This is a genomic window from Actinoplanes sp. NPDC026623 (assembly GCF_040638275.1).
Lineage (GTDB): Bacteria > Actinomycetota > Actinomycetes > Mycobacteriales > Micromonosporaceae > Actinoplanes.
Window position 1 is genome coordinate 1 of record NZ_JBEZXZ010000127.1, and the last position, 25,687, is coordinate 25,687.

General features: G+C 73.0%; 20 protein-coding genes. 6 read left to right on the forward strand and 14 right to left on the reverse strand.

Annotated elements, in window-relative coordinates:
* The 6 genes from AB0F10_RS29930 to AB0F10_RS29955 all read right to left on the reverse strand — a co-directional run.
* Nucleotides 1–2,061 (reverse strand): transglutaminaseTgpA domain-containing protein (locus AB0F10_RS29930; protein ID WP_360632306.1); only part of this gene is annotated, 2,061 nt, incomplete at its 3' end.
* On the reverse strand, nucleotides 2,055–3,200 hold the full coding sequence (locus tag AB0F10_RS29935) for a DUF58 domain-containing protein (protein WP_360632309.1): 1,146 nt from the start codon (nucleotides 3,198–3,200) through the stop codon (nucleotides 2,055–2,057). The genes AB0F10_RS29930 and AB0F10_RS29935, both read right to left, overlap by 7 nt.
* 27 nt (nucleotides 3,201–3,227) lie before the next feature.
* Nucleotides 3,228–4,166, reverse strand: a complete 939-nt coding sequence (locus tag AB0F10_RS29940) for a MoxR family ATPase (protein WP_360632357.1) — start codon at nucleotides 4,164–4,166, stop codon at nucleotides 3,228–3,230.
* Nucleotides 4,167–4,224: 58 nt separating this feature from the next.
* The gene (locus AB0F10_RS29945; protein ID WP_360632360.1) at nucleotides 4,225–6,801 is read right to left on the reverse strand and encodes a fibronectin type III domain-containing protein; all 2,577 of its coding nucleotides are present in this window, start codon (nucleotides 6,799–6,801) and stop codon (nucleotides 4,225–4,227) included.
* 182 nt (nucleotides 6,802–6,983) lie between these two features.
* Nucleotides 6,984–8,273: a tetratricopeptide repeat protein gene (locus AB0F10_RS29950; protein ID WP_360632312.1), complete on the reverse strand. Its 1,290-nt coding sequence runs from the start codon at nucleotides 8,271–8,273 to the stop codon at nucleotides 6,984–6,986.
* A 66-nt stretch (nucleotides 8,274–8,339) separates the two neighbouring features.
* Nucleotides 8,340–9,371, reverse strand: coding sequence for a LacI family DNA-binding transcriptional regulator (locus AB0F10_RS29955; protein WP_360632315.1), 1,032 nt, complete (start codon nucleotides 9,369–9,371; stop codon nucleotides 8,340–8,342).
* 177 nt (nucleotides 9,372–9,548) lie between these two features.
* Between AB0F10_RS29955 and AB0F10_RS29960 the strand changes: the two genes are divergently transcribed.
* Nucleotides 9,549–11,615: a polysaccharide deacetylase family protein gene (locus tag AB0F10_RS29960; RefSeq protein WP_360632318.1), complete on the forward strand. Its 2,067-nt coding sequence runs from the start codon at nucleotides 9,549–9,551 to the stop codon at nucleotides 11,613–11,615.
* On the opposite strand, the gene AB0F10_RS29965 is transcribed toward AB0F10_RS29960, so the two are convergent.
* The 3 genes from AB0F10_RS29965 to thpR form a co-directional block, all read right to left on the reverse strand.
* Nucleotides 11,609–12,997 (reverse strand): glutamine synthetase family protein, encoded by a 1,389-nt coding sequence (locus tag AB0F10_RS29965; protein ID WP_360632321.1) that lies wholly within the window; start codon nucleotides 12,995–12,997, stop codon nucleotides 11,609–11,611. The two genes, AB0F10_RS29960 and AB0F10_RS29965, sit on opposite strands and share 7 nt — an antisense overlap.
* Nucleotides 12,998–13,009: 12 nt before the next feature.
* On the reverse strand, nucleotides 13,010–14,128 hold the full coding sequence (locus AB0F10_RS29970; protein WP_360632324.1) for an amidohydrolase family protein: 1,119 nt from the start codon (nucleotides 14,126–14,128) through the stop codon (nucleotides 13,010–13,012).
* 102 nt (nucleotides 14,129–14,230) lie between these two features.
* The gene (thpR, locus tag AB0F10_RS29975; protein WP_360632326.1) at nucleotides 14,231–14,812 is read right to left on the reverse strand and encodes an RNA 2',3'-cyclic phosphodiesterase; all 582 of its coding nucleotides are present in this window, start codon (nucleotides 14,810–14,812) and stop codon (nucleotides 14,231–14,233) included.
* Between the two features lie 103 nt (nucleotides 14,813–14,915).
* Between thpR and AB0F10_RS29980 the strand changes: the two genes are divergently transcribed.
* On the forward strand, nucleotides 14,916–15,962 hold the full coding sequence (locus AB0F10_RS29980) for a YbhN family protein (RefSeq protein WP_360632329.1): 1,047 nt from the start codon (nucleotides 14,916–14,918) through the stop codon (nucleotides 15,960–15,962).
* Between the two features lies 1 nt (nucleotide 15,963).
* Here the strand turns inward: AB0F10_RS29980 and AB0F10_RS29985 are convergent, their stop codons facing one another.
* Nucleotides 15,964–17,145 (reverse strand): PEP/pyruvate-binding domain-containing protein, encoded by a 1,182-nt coding sequence (locus AB0F10_RS29985; RefSeq protein WP_360632332.1) that lies wholly within the window; start codon nucleotides 17,143–17,145, stop codon nucleotides 15,964–15,966.
* 93 nt (nucleotides 17,146–17,238) lie between these two features.
* Here AB0F10_RS29985 and AB0F10_RS29990 point away from each other — a divergent pair, with 93 nt between their 5' ends.
* The 3 genes from AB0F10_RS29990 to AB0F10_RS30000 all read left to right on the forward strand — a co-directional run bounded on the left by AB0F10_RS29990 (nucleotide 17,239) and on the right by AB0F10_RS30000 (nucleotide 20,612).
* The gene (locus AB0F10_RS29990) at nucleotides 17,239–17,880 is read left to right on the forward strand and encodes a transcriptional regulator (RefSeq protein WP_360632335.1); all 642 of its coding nucleotides are present in this window, start codon (nucleotides 17,239–17,241) and stop codon (nucleotides 17,878–17,880) included.
* Between the two features lie 10 nt (nucleotides 17,881–17,890).
* Nucleotides 17,891–18,493 (forward strand): histidine phosphatase family protein, encoded by a 603-nt coding sequence (locus AB0F10_RS29995; protein WP_360632337.1) that lies wholly within the window; start codon nucleotides 17,891–17,893, stop codon nucleotides 18,491–18,493.
* Between the two features lie 91 nt (nucleotides 18,494–18,584).
* The gene (locus AB0F10_RS30000) at nucleotides 18,585–20,612 is read left to right on the forward strand and encodes an MDR family MFS transporter (protein ID WP_360632340.1); all 2,028 of its coding nucleotides are present in this window, start codon (nucleotides 18,585–18,587) and stop codon (nucleotides 20,610–20,612) included.
* A 107-nt stretch (nucleotides 20,613–20,719) separates the two neighbouring features.
* Here the strand turns inward: AB0F10_RS30000 and AB0F10_RS30005 are convergent, their stop codons facing one another.
* The 4 genes from AB0F10_RS30005 to AB0F10_RS30020 all read right to left on the reverse strand — a co-directional run bounded on the left by AB0F10_RS30005 (nucleotide 20,720) and on the right by AB0F10_RS30020 (nucleotide 24,327).
* A complete protein-coding gene (locus tag AB0F10_RS30005; protein ID WP_360632343.1) occupies nucleotides 20,720–22,045 on the reverse strand; it encodes a multicopper oxidase domain-containing protein in 1,326 nt (441 codons plus the stop codon).
* Between the two features lie 514 nt (nucleotides 22,046–22,559).
* Nucleotides 22,560–23,132 (reverse strand): hypothetical protein, encoded by a 573-nt coding sequence (locus tag AB0F10_RS30010; RefSeq protein ID WP_360632346.1) that lies wholly within the window; start codon nucleotides 23,130–23,132, stop codon nucleotides 22,560–22,562.
* Nucleotides 23,133–23,312: 180 nt separating this feature from the next.
* Nucleotides 23,313–23,786 (reverse strand): YdeI/OmpD-associated family protein, encoded by a 474-nt coding sequence (locus AB0F10_RS30015; protein ID WP_360632348.1) that lies wholly within the window; start codon nucleotides 23,784–23,786, stop codon nucleotides 23,313–23,315.
* 127 nt (nucleotides 23,787–23,913) lie between these two features.
* The gene (locus AB0F10_RS30020; protein WP_360632351.1) at nucleotides 23,914–24,327 is read right to left on the reverse strand and encodes a VOC family protein; all 414 of its coding nucleotides are present in this window, start codon (nucleotides 24,325–24,327) and stop codon (nucleotides 23,914–23,916) included.
* A 115-nt stretch (nucleotides 24,328–24,442) separates the two neighbouring features.
* On the opposite strand from AB0F10_RS30020, the gene AB0F10_RS30025 reads away from it, so the two are divergent.
* On the forward strand, nucleotides 24,443–25,363 hold the full coding sequence (locus AB0F10_RS30025; RefSeq protein ID WP_360632354.1) for a LysR family transcriptional regulator: 921 nt from the start codon (nucleotides 24,443–24,445) through the stop codon (nucleotides 25,361–25,363).
* Nucleotides 25,364–25,687 lie beyond the last annotated feature (324 nt).

Sequence of the window (25,687 nt, forward strand, 5' to 3'; positions counted from 1 at the left end):
GGCCATCACGACGCAGCCGTGCTGGCTCAACACCAGGCAGTCTGTGCCGTCGGCCGCCATGGCCGCCGTCAGCGCCGCCACCTCCGTGCCCTCCGTGGCCGCCAGGTGTGCCGGCACCGGTCGTCCGGCCAGCCGCAGCGCGTCCGTGAACTCGAACCACGCCCCGGTGATCCGCTCGTGCGGGGCGCCCAGCCCGAGCCGTCGCCGGCGCAGGCCGCGCCGCATCTGCGCGACGGTCGCGGCCGCCGCGATCAGCAACAGCAGCACCGAGCCCGAGGCGCCGGTGACGACCAGCGCCGCGGGCGGACCGCCGGCCTCCCGGACGCGGGCGTCGGCGAGCGCCGGGGGAGCGGACGCGCTGGGTGCCTCGCTCGCGGGCGGCGGCTCGGAGGTCGGCGTCGGCGACGGCTTCGGCGTGAAGTCCTCCTCGACCGGCCGCGGCGTCTGGTCGCCCTGCGGCATCGGGTCGAACGCCACCCAGCCCAGGTCGTCGAAGAGCACCTCCGGCCACGCGATCGCGTCGGCGCCGGTGACGGTGCCGCCGGCCCGCGGCGCGTCGAAGCCGACGACCACCCGGGTCGGGAGCCCGGTCAGCCGCGCCAGCAGCGCGAACGACGCCGCGAACTGTTCCGAGGTGCCGCGCTGGCCGCCCTGGTCGCGGGGGCCCAGCAGGAAGAATTCCAGGTTCGGGTACGCGTGCCCGCTCGGCGCGTCCGGCACCTTGCGGTAGTGCTCGGAGAGGAATCCCTCGATCGCCGCCGCCCGGTCGTAGGAGCCGGCGTTGCCGTCCGACAACTGGTTGGCGAGGCGCTGGATCGAGTCCGGCACCCCCGCGCCGACCTTGAGGAAGCGGGCGACCGCGTCGCCGGTGGGTGAGTCCGCCGTGGGCAGCAGGTTGTAGTCGGGCTCCTGGGTCTCGGACGTGACCGTGTAGCGCAGGCCCGGCGTCAGGACGGTGGGGGAGATCAGCGTGCCGGTCGCCGCGTCGTAGGCGACCCGGGCACCGTCGACGCCGGTCGGGGTGGGCACGACCGGAAGCAGCCGCCCGGCGAGCTCGTCCACGACGATCTCCTGCCGGACCCGCCGCACCGGCACGTCCGGCGGTGCCGGCGGCGCCGGCAGCACCCGGCCCGCGTTGCGGTAGACGGCACCGACCCGCCACGTCACCCCGTCGTAGTCCGGCAGGACCGCCAGCCGCAGCCGCAGCGAGCCCTTGCCGGTGCCGGCGGGGCCGACCTCGAGCAGCTTCTGCTGCGGGGCCAGCGCCCAGCCCGAGATCCGGTTCAGCGGGCTCTCGTCGAGGCTGTCGACCTGCGGCGGCTCCACGTACTTGCGGGGGTCGACCGGGGTCGCGGAGACCCGGTCCCCGACCCACGGGCCGGCCACGACGATCAGGCCGACGAGCACCACCAGGGCGGCGGCCGCGCCGGCCAGCGCGCGGCCGCGCACGGCGGCGCGGGTCTTCGGGGGCACCTCGCCCAGCGCCGGAGCCGAGGCGGGACGCGTGGTGACCGCGAGCGCGAGCACGACCAGCGTCGCGAACAGGATCGTCGGCCACCCGGCGCTCCCGGCGTTCGGGCCGACGACGTAGAGCGCGCCGCCGTAGAGCGCCGCGGCGGGCAGGCAGCCGAGCAGCACCCGGCCCGAGCGCACCGCGACCTCGGCGCCGGAGAGGCCGGCCAGCCACGCCGCGACGATCGGAACCACCACCGTGTCGGGCGTCGACTCGACCGGGATCATGGCCGTGAGCAGCCGCGGGATGCCGTTGGCCAGGGCGTCGGGGACGATCACCGGCAGCGGGTCGGTCAGCTCCGCACGGCCGGCGGCCAGCCGCAGCGCCACGAGCGTGTAGCCCGCCAGCAGCAGCACCGACAGCGGCGCGACCGTCCACGACGGCAGCCGGCGGGCGGCGATGCTCACCCCGACCGACCCGAGCGCCGCGCCCGCGACCACCTGCATGAGCAGCGCGTCCGCGTAGATGCGGCCGAGCACCACCCCTGACAGGCCGATCAACACCACGAGCACCACGGGTGAGACCGCGGCGCGCAGCCACCTCACCATCCGCGCACCCCATCCCAGGCGCCGGCGAACTGCTCGCCGTCCTCGGCCTCGATGACGATCAGGCCGCCGCCGGCGGTCACCGGCGCCGCGTCCGGGTCGCCGAACAGCCCGGCGATCACCACCGGGTACGCGCCGCGCAGGCCGGTCACCGCGCCGAGGTCCGCGCGTCCGCCGGGCCCGGTGAGGTAGACGAGGGTGTCGCCGAGCCGGTTCTGCCGCAGGCTGCGCAGGGTCTGGGTCAGGTCGCCGGCGCGCAGCCCCGCCTCGGTCAGCACGTCGAGGAACGGGCCCGGCGCCGGACCGGAGACCAGGTGCAGGGCGACCGGCAGGTCCTCGCGCGCGGCGGCGGCGACGATCGACGCGGCCGCCTCGCAGGAGGCCTCGAACGAGTCGGCGGTGCCGTCCCTGACGTGGGGGTGTGCCGCGGCGCGGTCGTCGAGCAACACGATGATCGTCGGCTCGCTGGTGTCGAGCTGCTCGCGGACCATCAGCTCGCCGACCTTGGCCGAGCTGCGCCAGTGCACCCGGCGCAGCTCGTCGCCGTAGACGTACTCGCGGAGTGAGTCGAAGGTGATCGTGCCCTGCGGCACCTTGTCGATGCGCCCGTCGAGGCTGCGGGCCATGCCCGCCGGCACGGCACGCAGCAGGTGGATGCGCGGGTGCACCCAGACGGTCGTGGTCTCGCCGTACGTGCGCGACAACGTCATCAGGCCGAGCGGGTCGCCGCGGGTGACCCGCAGCGGGCCCACCGGCACGACGCCGCGCCGCAGGGTCGGCACGGGGTAGACCACGGTGGTGTCCCGGCCGGGCCGCAGCCGCAGCAGCGGGACCGGCACGCTCGCGGCGCCGCAACGGTCGAGGGCGACGAGGTTGGCGGCGCGCAGCCGGCTCCGGTTGCGCACGGTCAGCGTCATGTTCGCCGGCTCCCCGCGGGCCACCCGGTCCGGCTCGGCGACCCGCTCGACGCCGAGGCCCGGGCGCCACACCGCGAAGACGACGCCGGATCCCACGGCGATGGCCGCGGCGGTGCCCAGCAGCGCCAGATCCGGGTAGCCGAATCGGAATCCGAGGAACAGCAACGCGATCGCGGTGCCGAGCACGCCGGCACCGCGTGCGGTGACACCGCCGAGGCGCCTCACGCCGCGCCGCCCGTCCGCCGCTCGACGTCAGGCTCCGACGCTCTGGTTGTCGGGCAGCGGGACCGGCACCGAGCGCACCGCGTCGTCCAGCACCTCGATGGCGGTGACCCCGCGCAGCTGGGCGTCGGGCGAGAGCAGCACGCGGTGCGCGAACACCGGCTCGACAAGCGTCTTGAGGTCCTCGGGCAGCACATAACCGCGGCCGCTGATCAGCGCGTACGCGCAGGCGGCGCGGGTCAGCGCGATCACGCCGCGGGGGCTGACGCCGACTCGGACCTGCGGGTGGTCGCGGGTGGCGGCGGCGAGGCGCACCGCGTAGGTGTAGAGCGGGTCGGCGATGTGCACCCGCAGGGCCATCCGCACCATCTCGCCGACGGTCGCGGTGTCGGTGACCGGCTCCAGCGTGTCGGGGGAGCGCAGCGCGGCCCCGCGCAGCACCTCGACCTCGACGTCCTCGGCGGGGTAGCCGATCGAGAGCTTGACCAGGAAGCGGTCGAGCTGGGCCTCCGGCAGCCGGTAGGTGCCGTCCATCTCGACCGGGTTCTGCGTCGCGACGACCAGGAACGGCTGCGGCACCGGGTGCGGCACGCCGTCGACGGTGACGCGGCGCTCCTCCATGACCTCCAGCAGCGCCGACTGCGTCTTCGGCGAGGCGCGGTTGATCTCGTCGGCGATGACGATGTTGGCGAAGACCGGGCCCGGGTGGAACTCGAAGCCGCGACTCGCCTGATTGAAGATCGTCACGCCGGAGACGTCGGAGGGCAGCAGGTCGGGAGTGAACTGGATGCGCCGCCACTGGCCGCGCACGGCCGCGGCCATGGCGCGGGCCAGCGTGGTCTTGCCGACGCCGGGCACGTCCTCGAGCAGCACGTGGCCCTGTGCGAAGAAGGCGGTGAGCGCGAGCCGCACCACCTCGGGCTTGCCCAGCACGACGGTGCCGATCCGGTCGGCGAGTTGGGCCGCCATGGCGGCGAAGCCCTGAATGTGTTGGGGCGGAAGGGGTTCGGTGCTCACGGGCGGATCCTCAGCAGGTGGGCAGGTCGTCGATGTCGTCGTCGCCGTCGAGGTTGAGCCACGCGAACGGGATGTAGTTCTTGCCGGAGTAGTTCACCTGGACCCACCAGCTGGACTCCTTATGGCTGTTGTAGATGTAGGAGTCGATGCTGCGGCCCTTCTTCTTGCAGTAGGCCTCGAGCCGGGTGCCGGGCTTTGCCCAGCCCACCTGCTTGTCGTTGTCCTGCCGGGTGACGCTGAAGATCTCGTTGCCGTTGCGGCCCTCGCGGTCCTTGTCGCAGTAGGTGGCCGTGTCGCCGTTCTCGCCGTTGTGGCAGGTGGCGGTGCCGAACAGGGCGTCGGTCTGCTGCTTTCTGGTCTTGGGATCGCTGCTGCCCGCGGCCGTCTTGGCGGTCACCGTGAGGGTGTAGTCGGTGCTCGGCGTCAGCCCGGTGACCGTGAGGCCGGAGCAGCTGCCGGAGGCGGAGCCGCCGCCGGAGACCTGCACCGAGCAGGTCGCCGTCGCGCCGCCGGCCTCCACGCTGAAGTTGACCGTCGCGGTGTTGAAGGTGGCCGACGAGCCGGTGACCGTCACGGTCGGCTTCGGCAGCGTCTTGGCGGTCGCCGTCGCGGCCTCGCTGTCGCCCGCCTCGTTGACGGCACGCACCTCGACGGCGACCGTCTCGCCGGTGCCGAAGCCGTTGAGGGTGACGCCGGTGCCGTCGGTGACCTCGGTGCTCTTGCCGCCCGCCGCGACCACGTATTTGTCGATAGGGCGGCCGTTCTCGGCCGGCGCCGTCCAGGTCACCTTGATCGCGCCGGCCTGGTCGCTGACGGTCGCCGCGTCGAGGTTCTCCGGGCGGCCCGGCTTGGTGAACGGCACGATGCTGTTGCTGATCGGCGAGGCCTTGGAGCCGGCGCCGCGCTCGTTGATCGCCACCACGGTGAACGCGTACTGCTTGCCGTAGTCGAGTTCGCCGTCCTTGACGGTCAGGCCGGTCTCGCCCTTGACCTCGCCGATCGGGGCCGACGTGCCGTCGCTGACGGCCGTCACCGCGTAGCGGGCGATCTCCAGGCCCTGGCCGTTCGCGGCCGGCCAGCTGACCCGGACGGTGCCGTCCGGTTTCGCCTCCGCCTCGGCGGAGGCCGGCGCGTCCGGCACCTCGGCCGTCGGCCGCACCGAGTTGCTGCTGCGGGCCGGGCCGTCGCCCTTCTTGTTTACCGCATGCACGGCGAACTTGTAGGTCTCGCCGTTGGTCAGGCCGGTGACGTTGAGCGAGCGCTGGTTGGCGCCGACCTGGAACGTCCGTCCCGCGCCCTCGACCACGTAGCGGGTGATCTCGGCGCCGTTGGAGGACGCGGCCTGCCAGGTCACCCGGGCCTCGGCGTTGCCGGCGGCGGCGCGCACGTTTCGCGGCGCACCCGGCTCGCTCACCGGCGGCTTCTTCGGCTTCGGCGGGGGCGGCGGCGGGTCCGGCGGGGTGGGCGGCGGGTCGCCGCCGAGGACGTCGTCCGCGTATTTGTCGACGACGCGCACCCGGTGCGCGTTGTCGACGACGCGGGCGGTCGACGCGCCCGGGGCGTTGATGAACAGGTAATTCTCCCGGACCTCGAGCTCGAGCGGCCCCGCGGCGCTGAAGCCGATGTCCTGCTGCTCGCGGCCGGCGCCGTCGAAGACGTGCACCGTGCCGGTGGACTCGTCGGCGACGTAGAAGAAGTCCTGCCAGGCGACCGCGGGCTGCAGCGCGACGCCGTCCCCGGGGACCGCGAAGTCGGCGACCGGGGCGGCGTCGCGCACCGCGTAGACGTGGCGGGCGTCGGGGACCGTGACCGGCACGACCTCGCCGTCGGTGTGCGTGGGCAGCGTGCCTGGGCCGGCCAGCGGCAGGGCCGCGACCGCCTTGCGATCCCCGCGGATCGTGGTCAGCGCGTTGGTGGTGCGGTTGAGCACCGCGACGCCGTCGTCCAGTGCGGAGATGGCCAGGTCATGGCTGGCCGGCGCGACCGGGTCGGTGCGCAGCCGGCTCGGGCCGACCGCGGTCGCGCCGCCGCCGCTGCCGCCGGCCACCGAGTCGTCGGGCAGGGGAGCGGCGGTGATCGCGGTGACCGTGCCCTCGCTGGGCGCGGCGATCCACAGCCGGCCCTTGCCGTCGAAGACCCCGCCGGTGATGCCGGGCGGGAAGCGCAGCGACTGGCCGATCGGGGTCAGCAGGCGCGGGTCAAGCTGGCGCACCTCGCCCTGCACGTTGTCGATCACGAACGCGGCGTCGTCGTGCAGCGCGATGCTGACGCCGAGGCCGGCGGTGGTCGACTGCCGCACGAAGACCTGCAGGTTGGTGAGGTCCATCGAACTGATCACGCCGGTCTGCTGGTCGCGCAGGATGACGAACCGGTCGTTCTGCGTGACCTGGAGCTCATGGCCGCGGGCCTTGGGCACGTCGACGCGGGTGTCGACCCGGGCGGTGACGCCGTTGATGCGGGCGACTTCGCCCTTGGTCTGGCTCCAGACCCAGGAGGCGGCATCGAAGCTGGCGACGGCCTGATCGGCGGCGCCGAGACCCAGGACGGTGAGGCCGAGGCCGATGACGAGGCTCAGGACCGTGCCCATGGTGACGAGACCGCCGCGACTGCGCCAACGGCGCCTGCGCTGCTCCACCACGACATCTGCACTGGCCACGGCCCGCTTACCTCCCCCGATTGTCCTTAGGACGCAGGCCATCATAGGGGGACGCGGGTAGTTGTGGACACCCGCCAGTCACGGTTGTGGATAGTGAAGATCACCTAAAGTGATCATCGCGTGCCGGAGGGCGCCGCGCTCGGCTTCGTCGATCGGCTGGTGCAGGTCTGCGGCGAGGTGGAGAACTGGGTGGTGCTGTAGACGGCCACGATCGCGAAGCAATAGTCCAGCTCAGCGTTGAGTCCGTTGAGATCGAAGGACGTCGTGGTCGGCCCCACCTGGCCCATCGGCCGAAGTTGTTCGCCGGGCCGGCCGCCGGTGACGACGAACGATGCGCGACCGTTGGCCGGATCACTCCAGAACAGCTTTACCGACGATCCGTAGTCGCGCATGCGCACATCGGTAGGGGCGGGGCCGCTGAGAGTTGGCACATCGGAGTCCGGATCGTCACCGCGATCGGCGAGGACGACCACCAGCGCGACCACGGCGATGATCACCCCGAAGACCGCGACGACGGCCGCGAAGAGGGCCGGCGCCTTCCTCGTGTACGCCGATTCGTCCGCGTGGGCCGGGCCGAACGGCGCCCCGGACACGCTCGGTGGCATCGGCGCGACCGGGGGAAAGCGCTGCGGCGCAAGCTGCTCGCCGGGCGCCGACGCGGGCGAGTGTTGCGGCGGCGCGGACGCGGGAAAGTGCTGCGGCGGCGCTGGCGCGGGGATCTGCCGCGGCTCTGGGGGTGGCGCGGGGGCGGGGAAATGCTGCGGCGGCGCAGGCGCGGGGAAGTGTTGCGGCGGCGCGGACGCGGGAAAGTGCTGCGGCGGCGCTGGCGCGGGGATCTGCGGCGGCTCCGGGGGTGGCGCGGCGGCGGGGAAATGCCGCGGCGCGGGCTCGGGAAAAGGCTCCGGCGCCCGCCGCTGCGGCGGTACCTGGAACCGATGCTGCTCGGAGGCGGGCATCTCCAGGCGTACCGTGGGAGGGTCTTCCCCCAGGTAGGAGCGGGCGCGGGCGACGGCCCAGTGATCCGCGCCGAGCACCGACGGGCCGTGCGCCGCCACCCGGCTGAAGGCCCGGCGGGCCTCGTGCCGGTTCTCCATCTCCTCGGCGACCACGCCGAGGTCGAAGGAGATGCCGAGCATCACCGGGTCGGTGTCGCCCAGGCGCCACTGCCCGGCGGCGTAGGCCTCCTCCAGCACCCGGCGCGCGCCCGGCGGATCGTCGGCCTGCCGGTGCACCGCGGCGAGCTGCTGCGCGGTGGCGAGGACCTCGGGATCGTCCTCGCCCAGGTTGGCGCGGCCCAGGTCGACGGCGTGCTCGAGCGCGGCGCGCGCCTGGCCGAGCTCGCCTGCGGCGGCCAGGGCCTGCGCGTGCTGCCGGGCGGCGAGGAGCGGGGACGGCTGCGACACGCACGCCATGCTGCCCCGAACGCCGCCCGCACGCCAGTACGCAAAGTCACGTCGATTCCTTTTGCCCTAGCAGCCGCAGCTGGCGCCGGGCACGAACGGGGCCGCCAGCGGCGCGTGGTGCGCGTCGGGGGCCGAGCCCTCCAGCCGGGACGCCAGGATCCGCACGGCGGCGCGGCCGACCGCCTCCATCGGCTGGCGGACCGTGGTGAGCCGCGGCTCGGCGATGCGGCCGGCGACGGTGCCGTCGAAGCCGGTCACCGCGACCCGGTCCGGCACCCCGATCCCGGCCGCGGTCAGGGTGTCCATCGCGACCAGCGCCTCCTGGTCGGTGCTGCACACGAACGCGTCCGGCAGGGCGCCGGCGAGGTGCCGCCGAACCGCCGCGATGGTGCTCGCGTCGTCGGTGGGGTGGCTGGGCACCGGATCGGGCGCGGCGAGCCCCGCCGCCGCCAGCCCGGCCGCGAAGGCGTCGTAGCGGGCGCGGAACTCCGGCAGCCCCTGCTGGCCGATGAAGACCAGCCGCCGGAAGCCGTGGTCGCGCACCAGGTGATCGGTCAGCTCGCGCATCCCGGTGTGGTTGTCCACGAGGACGGTGTGTGCGTCGGGTCCGGTCGCGCCGCCGAGCTCCACCACCGGAATCCGCTTGGCCACCTGCGCGATCGCCTCCGGCGGCGCCGACCCGGCGAACGCGATGAGCCCGTCCACCCGGCCGGCCACGTCGATCACGTCCGGCAGGTGCCGCGCGCTGTGGCCGGCGCCGAGCATCAGCGCGTACCCGTGCCGGCGGCACTCCAGTTGCACCCCGCGCTGCACCTCGTCGACGTAGAGCGGGAAGTGCCGGACGTCGGTCTGCGCGGACCCGGCCGGCGTGGATTCCTGCTGGTAGTCGAAGGAGTAGAGGCCGATCGATCCGGTGCGCCCGCGGGCCAGGCCCCGCGCGCTCGCGCTCGGCACGTAGCCCAGGGCGTCGGCGGCGGCGAGGACGGCCTCGCGGGTGGCCTGCCGGACCCGGTGCGGCTGCCGGTAGGTGAACGACACCGTCGCGATCGAGACGCCGGCCCTCGTCGCCACGTCGTACACGGTCGGCCCTCGCGGCATGCCGGCAAGTGTAGGTGCCGGCTGAATCTAAGCGCATTGATTTCTGTACCGGTGACGGTAAGCTCTGCCATCGACAGTCATCGAAGTCACCCCCTCTCGCGCGCGGCCGGCCGGGCACCCGTCGCGCATGGATGGGAGCGCTCCCATCCCCTCCGATCAGGATTCAGGAGTACTGACATGAAACGTTCCTCCGCGTGGCGCTCCGCCGCCCTGGCGGGAGCCGTCGTCCTTCAGGCCGCGATCGCGGTCCCGGCGGTCAGCGCCGCCGGCACACCCTCGTGCACCGGCTACGTCGCGCTGACCTTCGACGACGGGCCCACCTCCGGCAACACCACCACGCTGCTGAGCACCCTCGCCGCCGCCGGGGTGCGGGCCACCATGTTCAACGTCGGCCAGAACGTTCAGGCCAACCCCGACCTGGTACGCGCCGAGGTCGCCGCCGGCATGTGGCTCGGCAACCACAGCTGGGACCACCCGCACCTGACGCAGCTGTCCGCGGCCGACCAGGCCTCGCAGATTTCCCGTACCCAGGACGCCGTCAAGCAGGTCACCGGTTTGACGCCGAACCTGTTCCGGCCGCCGTACCTCGAGACCGACGACGCGCTGCGCACCGTCGAGCGGCAGTTCGGCCTCACCGAGATCAACGCCGACGTCGACTCGCGGGACTGGAACAACACGACCGTCGACCAGATCGTCACCAACGCCCGCCAGTTGCAGGCCGGCGGGGTCATCCTCATGCACGACTGGCCGCCGAACACCCTGCAGGCCATCCCGACGATCGTCACCGAACTGCGGGCCCGCGGCCTCTGCGCGGGCCGGATCTCACCCACCACGGGCCGCGCGGTCGCCCCGGACGGCACCACCCCGCCCAGCAGCACCCCGGCGACACCGCCGGGCGGCTGCGCCGCGACCTACCGGACCGCCGGCACCTGGAACGGCGGCTTCCAGGGCGAGGTGACCGTCGCCAACCCCGGCACCACCACGCTCAACGGCTGGACGGTCACCCTCACGCTCCCCGCCGGCACCACCATCGGCAGCCTCTGGAACGGCGTGAACACCGGCACCACCGGCGCCGTGTCCGTCGCCGGCGCGAGCTACAACGCCACCCTCGCCCCGGGACAGTCCACCACCTTCGGCTTCGTCGCCTCGGGCTCCGCCGCCGGCATCACCGCGGCCTGCCCCGGCGGCCCGACCGCCCCGCCGCCGACCGGCCCGACCCCGCCGGCCGACGTGCTGGCCCAGGTCAACACGGTGGGCCGGCTGACCGATCAGGACGGCACCGTCAAGTACACCTGGCCCGGCGTCTACTTCGAGGGCCGATTCCACGGCACCAGCGTCGGCATCGTGCTCGACGACGCGAACAACGACTACGAGGTGCAGATCGACGGCGCCGCACCCACCGCCCTGCTCACCCCGGGCCGGACCACCGCCTGGATCGACGGCCTGTCCGACGCCGACCACGCCGTCCGGGTCGCCAAGCGCACCGAAAGCCCCTGGGCCGCCGGACAGTTCGGCGGGTTCGTCGCCGGGCCCGGCGGCAGGCTGCTCACCAGACCGGCCGCCCGGACCCGGCAGATCGAGTTCATCGGCGACTCGTGGACCGCCGGCTACGGCGACATGTCCACCAGCCACGACTGCGCCGCCACCGGCGGGATCAACCGCAACTCCAACGCCAACCAGACCTTCGGCGCCCTGACCGCCCGAAGCCTCGACGCCGACTACCAGATCAACGCCTGGTCCGGCATGGGCATGGTCCGCAACTACAACGGCGGCAACGCCGGCACCGACTTCCGCACCTACTACGACCGGGCGCTGCAGGCCGTCGACGGCTCGACCTGGCAGCGGCCCGCCTCCTGGCGGCCGCAGACCGTCGTCGTCGGCCTCGGCATCAACGACTTCTCCACGCCGCTCAACGCGGGCGAGCGCTGGGCCGACGCCGCCGCCCTCGCCGCCGACTACCGCGCCGCCTACCTGGCCTTCATCGACAAGCTCCGCGCGCAGTACGGCCCGGACACCTACCTCGTGCTGACCTATCCCTACCTGTCCAACACCGGTGACCTCGCCGACTCGATCACCCAGATCGTCCAGCGGAAGAACAGCCAGGGCGACGCCCGGGTGCGCGCGTTCTACTACGACAACACCGCGCTCGGGCTCGATCTGCTCGGCTGCGACTGGCACCCGTCCCGCCAGGACCACCAGAAGATCGCCACCGCGCTGACCGGATTCCTCAACACCCTTCAGTAGACCCAGCGCAGGGCGGCCGCCACGTCCTCGTCGGACACGCCCCGGAACCGCTGCGCCTCGGCGGCGCGTACGGCGAGCACCGCGTCGGTCAGCATGTCGCCCAGCGCGTCGCGCAGCGGCCGGGCCACGGAAAGGGCCCGCGCCGCCTCGTCCAGGCCGGCCGGCATGCGCCGGATGCCGCGCTCGGCCAGCTCGTCCGCGGAGAAGCGGGCCGGGTCGCCGGTCACCGGCGGGGGCAGCAGCAGCCCCCGCCGGACGCCGTCGAGCGCGGCGGCGATGAGCGCGCCGAACAGCAGGTACGGGTTGGCGGCCAGGTCGAAGCACTTCACCTCGAGGTTGGCCGCCGACTCCTGCTCGCCGGCGTCGCCGGTGACGAGCCGCAGCGCGGCCTCCCGCGTCTCGTGGCCCCAGCACGCGTACGCGCCGGCCCAGTGCGACGGCACCAGCCGCAGGTAGCTCGCGACCGACGGCGCGCCGATCGCCAGCAGGGCGGGCAGCAGCTCCAGGATGCCGGCCGCGGCGGCCTGCGCCTCGGCGGTCAGCCCGTGCGGCCCCGGGCCGCCGCTGAACAGGTTGCGGCCGTCGCGCGCCGCGGACAGGTGCACGTGCCCGCCGTTGCCGACCCGGCCGGCCAGCACCGACGGGGAGAACGACGCGCGCAGGCCGTGCCGGTGCGCCACGGCCCGGATGGTGTGGCGCACCAGGAGGCTGTCGTCGGCGGCGGCCACCGGGTCGGTGGCGGCGACGGAGACCTCGAACTGCGCGTCGGCGTACTCGGGATGAAACTGCTCCACCGCGACACCCTGCGCGTCCAGGGCCGCCAGCAGGTCCCGGGCGTAGTCGCTCAGCTCGATCAGCCGGGTCGCGCCGTACGCGGGCCCGGTGCAGGCCGGGACGAACTCGTCGGTGCCGGCCCGGCCGAGCGCCCACTCCACCTCGATCGCGGTCTTGAACGTCAGGCCGGCCTCGGCGGCCTGACGGGTCATCGCCCGGGCGAAGCCGCGCTGGCAGGCGGGCCACGGGTCGCCGGCCTGCGAGTACCGGTCGACCGGCGCCCAGGCCCAGCCGGGCTGCGCGGCCAGGACGGTCAGCCGGTCCAGGTCGGGCACGAGGCGCAGGTCGCCGTCGGGACCGCCGAGCTGACCGCCGGAGGTGATCGAGTCGTCGGTGAGGAAGACGTCGAAGACCGGCGACATCCCGACCCCCCACCGCGCGGCGTGCGCCAGCCGGGCGGTGGGCACGGTCTTGATCCGCGTGACGCCGGCCGTGTCGACGTACGGCAGCACGATGCCGTGCACCCCGTCCTCGCGCAGCTTGCGGGCCAGATCCCCGGCCCGTGCCGCCCGCTCCGCGGGGTCGCCGCGCATCCTGTCCCCGAACATGAATCGCTCCCGTCAGCGCCGAAGCCCGTACACCCGTTCGGCGTTGCCCACGCCGATCATCCAAGCCACCCGCTCGGCGTCCGGCGCCGACCACGAGCCCGCGGCCACCCAGCCGCCCAGCACCTCGGTGAGCGCGCGCCGGAACAGGACGGCGCCCAGGTGGTGCAGCTCCGGCAGTCCGAACGCGTCGGAGGAGTACAGCACCTTGTGGAACGGGGCCAGCTCCAGCGACTCGGCGACCACCGCGGCGGCCCGCGCGCCCACGTGGTTGACCGCCAGGCCGACGTCGAGGTAGACGTGCGGGAAGACCTGGGCCAGGTAGCCGGCCTGCCGGTGGTACGGATAGCAGTGCAGCAGCATGACGGCGACGTCGCGGCCCTGAACCGCGCGCAGGAAGCCGGTCAGCAGGGCCGGATCGCTGCGGGCGAGGTCGAGGTCGGGGTCGCCGAATCCGGTGTGAATCTGCAGGGGCAGGCCGCGCTCGACGCCGGCCCAGAGCACGTGCCGCAGCAGGACCGGATCGTCCAGGCGGGCGTCCTGCCCGCCGCGGGCCCGGCGCAGCCAGCGCCCCGCGGCTGCCTCGACCTCCACCATGGACGGCGGCTCGGGCGCGATGGCCAGGCCGTGCCGGTAGGCCAGGACGGACTTGACCGCGACCGCGTCCACGGTGGCGGCGGCCAGCGCCTCGGCGTACGCGGCGGCGAAGCCCCCGGCGCTCACCCCGCCCGCGGCGACCTGCTCCGCCACGGCCTCGAGCCGCACCACCTCGGCGGCGGCGGACCCGGCCGAGGCGGCCAGCTCCGCCGGGGTGAGCAGGTCACCGGCCCGGTATCCGGTGTCGACCAGGAACGTGCCGACGCCCGCGGCGCCCAGCAGCCGGCGGTTGACCTCATCGGGTCCCAGCCGGGCCCGCTCGGCCAGGTAGTCGTCGGCGGCCGCGTGCGGTGGCAGCCCGAGCAGCGGCGCGCACCAGCGCCGGACGGCAAAGCCGAGCTGGGAGTCGAGCGTCGTGCAGCCGGGCGGGGCGGCGTCGCCGGCCTCGGTGGCCAGCAGTTCGAAGCCCGCGCGGTCCAGCGGCCCGCGCAGCACTCCGTGGCAGTGGTGGTCCACCAGCCCTGCGCCCTCGAGCATCGCCGCTCCCGGTCGTCGACGTCGCGCCGCTTCCGCGGCCATTGTCCGGTCCGGGCGGCGCCAGGACCGCGCGGCGCGCCGCCGGGCCCGCCCGTGAATCGGTCAGGTCAGCCGCCACCCGGCAAGGTGCTCGTACGTCGGCCTCGGGCCGAGGTGACTGCTGACCAGCTCCACCGTCTCCACCGGCCACGCCGGCCCCCGGTAGCCGGCCAGCGCGCCGCGATCGGCCTCCACGTCGGCCCGGTCCAGGCGGTCACCCGGGCGGGCCACGGTCAGGTGCGGGTTGAACCGCCGGTTGTCGGATGGCAGCCGGGCCCCCTTGAGCTCGCGGCGGATGCCGCGGGCCAGCCGCTCCAGCGCACCGCGTTCGCCGTCCACCCCCACCCAGAGGACGGTGAACCGGCCCCGGCCGAATCGCCCGCCGCCGGCCAGCCGCAGCTCCGGCCCGCCGGACGCGTGAGCCCGCCAGGCGTCGACGCCGCGCCGGACAGCGTCGCCGGCGTCCGCGGCGCGCTCCTCGGCGACCTCGCCCAGAAACACCAGCGTGATGTGCCAGGTGTCGCGGCGCGCCAGCCGCGTGTTGACGCCCCGGTCCGCGGCCGCCGTGACCCGCAGCTCCGCCAGCCCGCGCGCGAGGTGGTCACACGCCTCGGCGGGCGGATACACGGCCACGAACAACCTCATATCGGCACACTAGGCCCCATAGATGACCTGCCGGGCGGGTCCCCGCGTATGAGCCCGGCGACGATCCGTCAGCAAACCGCCCGCCGGGCCGAAGGGTGAGGGCATGACCGTGATCAGCGGCCTCGCCGAATCCGCCGCCGGTGTCCGCGCCCCGACGCGGGCCCGACGCCGCTCCTGGGTACGCCGGTCCGCCATCGCGGCGGTGATCATCCTGTTCGCGGTCGAGCTCGTCGTGGGCTGGCCGTCGCTGTCGTCGGCGCTGTCGCAGCTGCGCGCCCCGCACCCGGGCCGGCTCGCCGCCGGTGTCGTGGCCCAGCTGATCGCCATGGGCGCGTACGCCCGCATGCAGCGCAGCCTGTTGCTCTCCGCCGGCCTGCGGGTGCCGCTCTACCGGCACATCGCCCTCGCGTACGCGGCACACTCGCTCAACGAGACGCTGCCCGGCGGTCCCGCGTTCTCCACCAAGTTCAACTACCAGCACATGCGTCGCTTCGGTGCCACCCCCGCCGTCGCCTCCTGGTGCATCGCCCTGTCCGGCATCCTGTCCACCGCGGCCCTCGCCGCCGTCACCGCCGTCGGTGCCCTCGCCTCGGACGGCACCCCGCAGTGGTACGCCCTCGCCGCCCTCGCCGCCGTCGCCATCCTCATCACCGTCGGGGTCCGGAAGGTCACCCGCCGCCCGGAGATGGTCGAACCCGCGGCCCGGGCCGTGCTGGCCCGCCTCAACCGGGTGCGCCGCCGCCCGGCGGAGCAGGGCCTCGACCGGGTACGCAACTTCATCGCCCAGCTCGGCTCCGCACGCCTCACCCCCGGGTACGGCGTGGCCGCCGCCACCTTCGCGGTGCTCAACTGGGGCCTCGACGCCGTCTGCCTGTGGATGTGCCTGCGGGCCGTCAGCGACGACCCGATCAACCCCACCCAGCTGCTGCTGGCATTCTGCGCCGGCATGGCCGCCGGAACCCTGACGATCGTCCCGGGCGGGCTCGGCATCATCGACAGCGCGCTGATCCTCGGCCTGGTCGCCGGCGGCGTCGAGACGCCCACCGCGATCGCCACCGTCGTGCTCTACCGGATCGTCAGCTTCGGCTTCATCATCGGCGTCGGATGGATCACCTGGCTCGTCATGCGACACCGCCACCCGGCCCCCTGACCTACGCCGGCCGGATCCGGCCGGTGCCGCCGTCGACCTCCACCGTCGCGCCGTCGGGCAGCGCCGTCATCGCGTCCGGCACCGCCAGCACGGCCGGCAGGCCCTGCTCGCGCGCCACGATCGCGGCGTGGGAGAGCAGGCCGCCGGTCTCGGTGACGACCGCGGCGACCACCCCGAACAGCGGCGTCCACGCCGGATCCGTGGTCCGGCACACGAGCACGTCGCCGGGGCGTACCCGGCCGAAGTCGCCGGGGCCGCGGACCACCCGGGCCGGGCCCGACGCGACCCCGGGGCTGCCGGGCGTACCGGTAAGGGCGGTGCCGCCCGCCGCGGGTGACGACGGCGCGGCCGGCAGCGGGGTGGTGATCGGCCGGGCCTGCAGGATCCAGATCCGGCCGCCGGCGATCGCCCATTCGATGTCCTGCGGCGCGCCCATCACCCTCGCCGTCTCGCGGCCCAGGGCGGCGAGCCGGACGACGTCGTCGTCGGCGAGGCAGAAGCGCTCGCGGTCGGCGCGCGGCACCGGCCGGGTGACGACCCGCGCGTCATCGCGGTCGACCCGCTCACCCTTGCCGCCGAGCGACCGGTGTACGACGGAGTCGCCGGACACCACCCAGGAGTCCGGGGTGACCCGGCCGCCGACGACGCTCTCGCCCAGCCCCCACGACGCCTCGAGCCGGATCTCCTCCCCGGTGAACATCACCCCCGCGACGTCGGCGTCCACCAGGCGCTGCACCAGCACGGCGGTCGCCGGGGGTCCCGCCGCCCGCCGGCGCCGGTACTCGACGGCGCGCTCGGACCACAGCGAGGCCCAGCACCCGCGCACGGCCTCGGCCACCCGGTCGGCGCCGCTGACTCCCAGGAAGGTGTCGTGCTGCCCCGCCGCCGTGGCCTCGGCCGTGTCCTCGCCGGTCGCCGAGGACCGCACCGCGACGTACGCCTCGCCCGACGGCCCGGCGAGCCGCCCGAGCCCGCGGGAGATCGCCTCGACCAGCGCGGCGGGCATCGGCGCCCGCTCCACCTGCCGGCGCGCGGTGCCGGCCCCGGCGACGGCCTCGGCGTACGCGGTCGTCGGGATGACGAACCCGGGCGGCACCGGCAGCCCGGCCGCGAGGAGCCGGGCCAGCGCGGCGGCCTTGCCGCCCGACGTGGCGGCCACCGCGTCGGCGAGATCGATCAGCACCGCTTCTCCCTGCCAGGCCAGGTCGTCGACCCGGAAATGTCTGTGGAAACCCTACCGTTGACGTGCGGGTGGCCACCCTCGATGCTCACTGTCATGACGTACGCCTCCACGCCGGATCTGCTCGTCCTGCACGCCGTCAGGGTGGCCGGGATGGCCGACGACGAAGCGGTCGCCCGGCGCACGGGCGTCGACCAGGACAAGGCGTCCGAGCTGCTGGAGGACCACGAGGCCTACGGCTGGGTGACCCGGGTCGCGTTCGCGGGCACCGGCGGATGGACGCTCACCGAGCGGGGCCGCGAGGAGGACACCCGCAGGCTCGCCGGTGAGCTGGACCAGGCGGGCGCCAGGGGCGTCGTCGAGCAGGCGCACCGGGCGTTCGAGTCGCTGAACGGCCGCCTGGTGAAGGCGTGCACCGACTGGCAGCTGCGGCCCACCCAGAGCGACCGGCTGGCTGCCAACGACCACAGCGACCCCGAGTGGGACGCCGGCGTGCGCCACGAGCTGGCCGCACTCGGCGATGAACTGACGGGGGTGGTCGGCCGCCTCTCCGGCGCACTGGCGCGGTTCGGCGGCTACGACGAGCGGTTCGCCGCGGCCCTGGTCCGGGTCCGCGCGGGGGAGCGGCAGTGGGTGACCGGCGTCGGCATCGCCTCATGCCACGCCGTCTGGATGGAACTCCACGAGGATCTGCTGTCGACGCTGGGCATCCCGCGCGGCGCGGCGCGGCCCCGGTAGTTTTCAACCCGTGGCGACCCGGCATCTCTACCTGGCACGGCACGGCGCGGCGGACGCGTTCGGCGAGCTGTTGGAGGCCGGCCACAAGCAGGCGGCCCTGCTGGGACGGCGCCTCGCCGGCCTGCCGATCGACACCGTCTGGCACTCGCCGCTGCCCCGCGCCGCGGCGAGCGCGCGCGAACTGGCCCGGCACCTGCCCGGCGTGCCCGTGGCGGAGGCCGCCGAGCTCGTCGACCACGTGCCCTATGTGCCCGGCGCGGCCGAGATGCCCCGGCCCTGGGCCGGCTTCTTCGACGGCTACGACGAGGCGCAGGCCGCGTCCGGCCACCGGCTCGCCGAGGCGCTGACCGCGCGGTTCGCGAGGGCGCCCGAGGCGGGACGGCCCGATACGTACGAGGTGCTGGTCACGCACGCGTACCCGATCGCCTGGCTGGTGCGCGATGCGCTGCAGGCACCGCCGGTCCGATGGCTCAGCCTGGACAGCGCCAACACGGGCCTCACGATGATTGAATACCGCACCGGGCTGGCGCCGGCCCTCGTGATGTTCAACGATCTGAGCCACCTGCCGGCAGACCTGCGCTGGACCGGAATCCGGACCGACGCGCGGCCGTAATGGTGGTAGTCCCACCATAGCGGGCGTGGGGCGCCGTCCCGATTTCGTCGAAGCCGCGATGCCCGGCGGCATTACGGGCGACACTTCTGACATGTCGAGTACCGTGCTCGAGGATGGTCCCGCCCGGCCGGTGCTGAGCCGGCGGCAGATCAACACCGTGTTCATCGCGATCATGCTGGGCATGCTGCTGGCCGCGCTCGATCAGACGATCGTGGCGACGGCGCTGCCGACGATCGTGGCGGACCTCGGCGGCGCGGGCCACCTGTCCTGGGTCGTGACCGCCTATCTGCTGGCCGAGACGGTCGCCACGGTGCTCGCCGGCAAGTTCGGCGACCTGTTCGGCCGCAAGATGGTCTTCCAGGTCAGCACGGTGGTGTTCATCGGCGGCTCGGTGCTGTGCGGGTTCGCGCACACGATGGGGTTCCTCATCGCCTCCCGGGCGGTGCAGGGCGTCGGCGCGGGCGGGCTGATGGTCACGTCGATGGCGTTGATCGCCGACGTGATCCCGCTGCGCGAGCGGGGGCGCTATCAGGGCGCGCTGGGCGCGGTCTTCGGCGTCACCACGGTCATCGGGCCGACCATGGGCGGGCTGTTCACCGACCATCTGAGCTGGCGGTGGGCGTTCTACATCAACGTGCCGGTCGCCGTGGTGGTGCTCATCATGGCGGCCCGGGCGCTGCCGTCGGTGCGGGCACCGGGCCGTCCGGTCATCGACTACCTCGGCATCAGCCTGGTCGCGCTCGGCTCCTCCGGCCTGATTCTGGGGTTGTCCTGGGGCGGCAACGAGTACGACTGGGGCTCCCCGGTCATCGTCGGGCTGTTCGCGGGCTCGTTGGTGCTGCTGGCCGCCTTCGTCGCGGTCGAGAGGCGCGCCCGCGAGCCGATGCTGCCGATGCGGCTGTTCGGCAACTCGGTCTTCACCGTCTGCTCCATTCTCAGTTTCATCGTCGGCTTCGCCATGCTCGGCGCCATGACGTTCCTGCCCGTCTACCTGCAGTACGTCAAGGGCATCTCGGCCACCGCCTCCGGGATCCGCACGCTGCCGCTGGTCATCGGGCTGTTCACCACGTCGATCCTGTCCGGCACCGTGGTCGGCCGGACCGGCCGGTACAAGGCCTTCCCGATCGCGGGCACCGCGGTCATGGCCCTCGGCCTGTACCTGATGTCGACAATGGACCACAACACCAGCGCCTGGCTGGAGTCGCTGTTCATGCTCGTGCTGGGCCTCGGCATCGGCCTGTCCATGCAGGTGCTCACGATCGCGGTGCAGAACACCGTCCCGTACGCCGATCTGGGCACCGCCACCTCCGGAGTCACCTTCTTCCGTACGCTGGGAAGCGCCTTCGGCGCGGCCGTCTTCGGCACCCTCTACAACAACCATCTCGCCACCGCACTCGTCACCGCGCTGAACGGCGCACCCCCCGCCGTCGCCATGGCCGCGCGGGACCCGAAGGCGCTGCACGCCCTGCCCCCGGCGCAGGCCGCGCCGATCATCGAGGCGTACGGCAGCGGCATCCAGTACGTCTTCCTGTGGGTTGTGCCCGTGGCGGTGATCGGCTTCGTCGTGGCGTGGTTCCTCAAGGAGGTGCCGCTGCGCGACAGCGCCCGGGCGGCCGCAACCGACATCGGCGACGGCTTCTCCGCACCCGCACCGACCGACCGCGTCGCCCAGCTCGAACGCGAGGTCAGCGACATCATGCGCCAGGCCGGCGCCCGGGTGGTCCTCGAACAGATCCTCGCCGGCTCCAGCGTCACGCTCAACCCCGCGCAGGCCTGGGCGGTCGGGCAGACCCACCTGCACACCAGCATGCGCGGCCGGGCCGAGCTGCCCGCCATCGGCCGGGCCCATCACGTGCCGCACGAGGTGCTGCAACCGGTGTTCACCGACCTGTGTGAGGCCGGCTACGCCGAGCAGACCGGCGACTCCGTCGCCCTCACCGCCGCCGGCCAGGAGCAGCTGGAGCGCATCAAGGACTCCTGGCAGCAGTGGCTCGACGCCCACCTCGACGACATCACGATGACCGACCCCGACGACCGCGCCCTGGTCGACAGGGCGATGGCCAACATCGCCGGGAAGCTCGTCGACGAGAGCCCGACCCCCGAACCGGCCGGCACCTGAGCCGTCAGCCCGCCGGGGCCGCCCGCGCCCGCCGCTCGCGGGCCAGGATGGCGAAGACGAGCCGGTCGGCCCACTCCCGGCGGAACAGGTAGCTCTCGATGTGGCGCCTACCCGTGCGGGTGCGGCGGAGCCGCGATACCGGGCGATGCCGACGGCGACACGATCGTCCACGGGCGCATCAGGTCGTCGTCCTCGTGTTCGAGGATGTGACAGTGGTGAACGTAGGTCGCCGGGAGTTCGGTGCCGCTGCCCGGGATTCCCGCGATCTCACCCATCGGCGGGCTGAACTCCTGAACGACGATCCGGGTCACCGTCTCCGGATACGACTTCACCGTGTCCTTGTTGGAGTGTGCCTCGTCCGGGTCCGGCGGAATCGGCGGCCCGGTGAGAAACTTCGCCACCTCCGGCCGGTCCCGCGGCCGGCGGCCACCGTCCAGCCATTTCTCGTACGCGGCCTGGTAGCCGGCCGCGTCGATCGGCTGCCTGTTCAACACCTGGAAGTTGACGAGGTGCACGTGCATCGGATGGGCGTCGTGGTTGGGGTTGACGTATTCCCAGATCTCGCCCGAGCCCGCCCTGATGAAGTCCTGTGACGGCTCCATGAACGGCACCGCGTTGAACGTCATGGTGCTGAACAGCTTGTGCTGATACAGCACCCACTCCCGGCGGGGGGTGTCCGGCTTCGGCTCGATCGGCGCGACCGCCGGCAGGTCGAGCATCCTCGGCGGCGTCGTCTCGTCCGCGCCCCCGGTCAATCGCCGGGTGACCCGGAACCGCATGACCTCCGAGATCTCCGGCCCGCCGCCGCCCGGGTAGTGGACCGGCGCGTTGTAGTTGGTCAACGTGACGTTCGTGCCCAACGGCACCTGGCCGAAGTCGACGATCACGTCGTACCGCTCGGCCGGCGCGATCAGGAAGTTCAGCATCGGCAGCGGAGTCCGGAAGCCCCCGTCGGTGCCGATCAGCCAGAACGGCAGGATCGGCTGGGGCAGCACGTCCGCCGGAACCTCGAACCGCAGCCGCCAGAAACGCTCGTTCGAGGCGTTGAGAAAGCGCAGCCGGTAGCGCCGCGGCTCGACGGCCAGGAAGGGGTACGCCTTCCCGTTGACGACCGGGGTGTCCTCACCCTCCCGCTGCTCATCGGCGGGGTCCCGGATGAGGTAGAGGCCGGCAAGCCCCGCATAGACGTTGAGGCTGGTCATCCCCATGCCATGGTCGTGATACCAGAGCATGGACGAACGCTCGTGGTTGGTGTAGCCGCAGATCGCCTCGTTGGGTTCGACCCGGCCCGGATCCAGCGTCGTGTAGGACTCCGCATGAAAGCCGTCCGGGCTGAACGAATGCAGCGGCATGCCGTCCGACTGCGGCGCGGTGAAGCCGCCGTGCTGATGCACGACGTTCCACACGTTGATGTTCGCGGGAAAGGGCGGCACGCTCCGGTATGGCGGGGGAGCGATCGGAGTGAGCTGTGGATCCCGTTGCGGATCCTGTCGATCACGGATTGGAACAGGTGGGTGGTCGGCAGCTCGTTACGGTATTTGACGACCGTCGGGTGGTCCGGCGCCACGCTGATGGTCGGCCCCAGGTAACCCATGCCGATCGCCGTCCGCGGGTCGCGCGGGTCCGTGGCCCAGTAGCCCCACACCGTCGCCGGCCCGAGATCCCGGTGGAAGCGCCACGAACCCTGCCGCATCGAGATCTCGTAGTAGTCGGCACCCGGATACACCGACGGATCCGGGACCGCCGTCAGCGGCCTGGGCAGCGGATCGACGTACTTCCTCAGCGGCGGGGTCCGCGGCACCGAGGCATCCAGGTGCCCCGGCCCGTGCGCGGGCGACGCATACGCGCGGGAAAGACCCTGTGGAAGCAGCGCCGCGCCCCCGGCGGCCGGCCATGAGGAAATGCCTTCGCCCGACCATCTACTCCAGCTTCCGCTCCGGTTGACGACTATCGGCAGCCGATGCCGGGATTCTCGGATGTCAGTTCGCCGTCGGGGTTGAGCTGATAGAGCCAGACGTGCAGGTCGTAGTGGAGGGGCATCGGCGGGTGCCCGGCCGGCAGCGGGTGCCCGGCCATCGGCCCGTCGAACGGGTGGCCGAACAGCGTCGGCCGATCCGGGTCGGTCCTGACGTTCCCGTCGTTGTCGGCCCGGAAATACTCCAGCGCGACCAGCCGCACGGAACCGCCGGCCGTGGGCGCGTACACCAGGGCCTCCGGCTGGGTGGGATCGATGTTCGCGTTCGCGACCAGCGCGGGGTTCATGTAGTGGAACCCCATCCCGGGCACGCAGTCCTTGGTGGGCAGGTATCCGGCACGAAGGGCCCGCTTGACGTCGCGGAACCGCTGGGTGGCGTCCAGCAGCACCGCCCGCTGCGGGGTCGTCAGGTGCGCCTTCCCGTGCGGCTTGTCCGGCGTCCGGGCGAGCGCGGCACCCGCCCCGGAGTTGACGGCGGCACAGGCGCAGGCGGCCGCGACAACGGCGGCGAGGCGCCGGTGCCAGCGCGTGGGCGTGACAGCCATGAGGATTCCCTTCGACCCGGACCCGGACCGTTCCGGACTCCGAACCGGGATTCTGCTCGCGCCCGCCGCACCACGAGCCCAGCTCCCCAGCCATCACCCAGTCGAGTGATCCCACCGCTCTCCGGCGTACCGCCCGCCGGTCCGAGCGCAGCACCCGCGGTGCCCGCCCCCGGCCGCCGGTCAGGACAGGCCTGCACCGCCGCGCGACATGTGGGTCGTCAAGTCCCGCAGCGTGGTGATGGCCTTCTCGATCCGCCGGGTGCGCGTTTCGGGCTTCTTCGCGCTTTCGATGGCGCGCACGTGCTCGCGCTTGTGGCCGTCAGCGAGACGGTCGTAGGCGGCGCGGGCGGCCGGGTCGGCATCCAGGGCACGGGCGAAGTCCGGGGGCTCGATCACGACACGGGGCTCGGTATCGACCTCCACCTCGACCTCGACCTCGTCGCCGGTCACGACACCGGCGGCTTGCCGATTGGCGTTGCTCAGGCCGAGCAGGTGGCGGCCGCGCATGATGGCGACTCTGCTCCTCCATGAATGCCCGTTGATCGTGATTGTCACCGGGGGCCGTGCGCCTGCACCGAGCGCCTCCACAATCTCTTGCGGAATCTCCAGCCCTCTCATGGGCTCCGGAGGCTCAACGTGGGCTCTGAAATTCATGATGTGCTTCCTCCGCCTTGCCGGATCCAGGGTCCCTGGCCTCGCCGGGGCGGCGCGGCCAGGGACTGTGCGTGGGGGTCAGGAGGGCGCAGGTGATGACCGTCCACCAGCGGCCTTCCGCGGGCGGCTACTCCGCGTAGGGCTGGTCCGTTGCCTGGTCGCTGTAGCCCAGGCTCCAGATGTAGCCGTCCAGGTCCGCGAAGGAGCCGCCGTATCCGCCCCACGGCAGGGCGGCGGCGGGCTTGAGGATCGTGGCGCCGGCCTTCTCGGCCTGCGCGAGGATCTCGTCCACTCGCGCCTCACTACGCACGACGTAGGTGAGGACCAGGCCGCTGAAGCCGCTGCCTGCCGGGCTCGTGCCCGCCAGGCCGGCCAGGCCTTCGCGGCCGTAGAAGCCGACAAGAGAGCCTCCGTCCGACTCGAAGAACACGGAGACTCCGAAGTCGTCCTTGATCTTCCAGCCGAGCCCCTCTGTGTAGAACTGCTTCGACCTGCTGAGGTCCTGGACGCCCAGAAGGATCGAGCTGACGTGTGCCTTCATGCCTTGGGTTTCACGATTCATAGTTGCCAAGCCTGGTGTGGATCCCGGCAGGCGGCAACGCCGATCTCGGCAAGGTACGTTAATCCGACGCTAAACATGGTGGGGGGTGGCGGCTGTGGAATTGCGCGACATCGAGATCTTCCTGACCCTGGCCGAGGAACTGCATTTCGGGCGCACCGCCCAGCGGCTGCGGGTAACCCCGGCCCGGGTCAGCCAGGCGATCAAGAAGCAGGAACGCCGCGTCGGCGCGCCGCTGTTCGACCGCTCCCCGCACCACGTGGCGCTGACCCCGATCGGCCAGCAACTCCACGCCGACCTGCAAACCGCGTACCAGCTCATCCGCAACGGCATCGACACCGCAGCCGCGACCGCGCGCGGCCCAGCCGGCACCCTCTCGCTGGGCACGTTCGTCAATCACCGTGAGAAGATCGCGCCGGTCATCGACCTGTTCCGGCAGCGGCATCCACAGTGCGAGCTGCGCCTCCGGGAGATCACCTTCAACGATCCGTTCGGGCCGCTGCGCACCGGCCACGTCGACATCGCCCTGCTCTGGCTCCCGGTACGCGAGCCCGATCTCACCGTCGGGCCTATGGTCTACACCGAGCCGCTCGTGCTCGCCGTGGCCTCCGGGCACCCACTGGCAGCCAGGGACACGGCCGAGATCGAAGACCTCGCCGGCCTCACCGTCCCGGTGACGGAGAACCCGGTCCCGGACTACTGGACGTTCGCGCACACGCCCCGCACCACGCCGGCCGGCCGGCCGATCCACCGCGGGCAGATCGTCGCCACCCTCGAAGAAGCGCTCACCGCGATCGCCGGCGGCGAAATCGTTGCACTCGTCGGACAGCACGCGGTCACGTCACACCCCCGGCCTGGCGTCACCTACGTGCCCATCTCGGACACGCACACCCTGCACTATGCGCCGATCTGGCGGACAGCCACCGAATCACCCCTGATCCGCGCCTTCGAACAGACCGCCCGGGACGCCACCAACCCCGCGCGCGAAAGCACTGTCCGAACCCCCGCAACGCGCTGAAACCAGCTTCCCCTGCCGGCTCCGAAGCACTCCTCCACCAGCAACGCGCGAGAGCCGCCGACCGCAACCGGCGAGGTGCGTCCGCTTGACCCACCACCAACCCGGGCCTGCCCGACCGGACCCCCTGCCGCGCCCACAGCGCGGAAGCCGGATCCCCCACCGCAAGGGGACCATCAAGTCCACAATGCACTTTGCAGCGAGCAACCATGAACCCACCGCAAGGTAAGAGAATGCAAGGTTTGGGCCGGGGGGGGGGACGGAGGGGGGTGTAAAGTACCCCCAGCAGTTGGGGGGGCCCCCCCGCCCCAAACCGGCCCGCCCGGG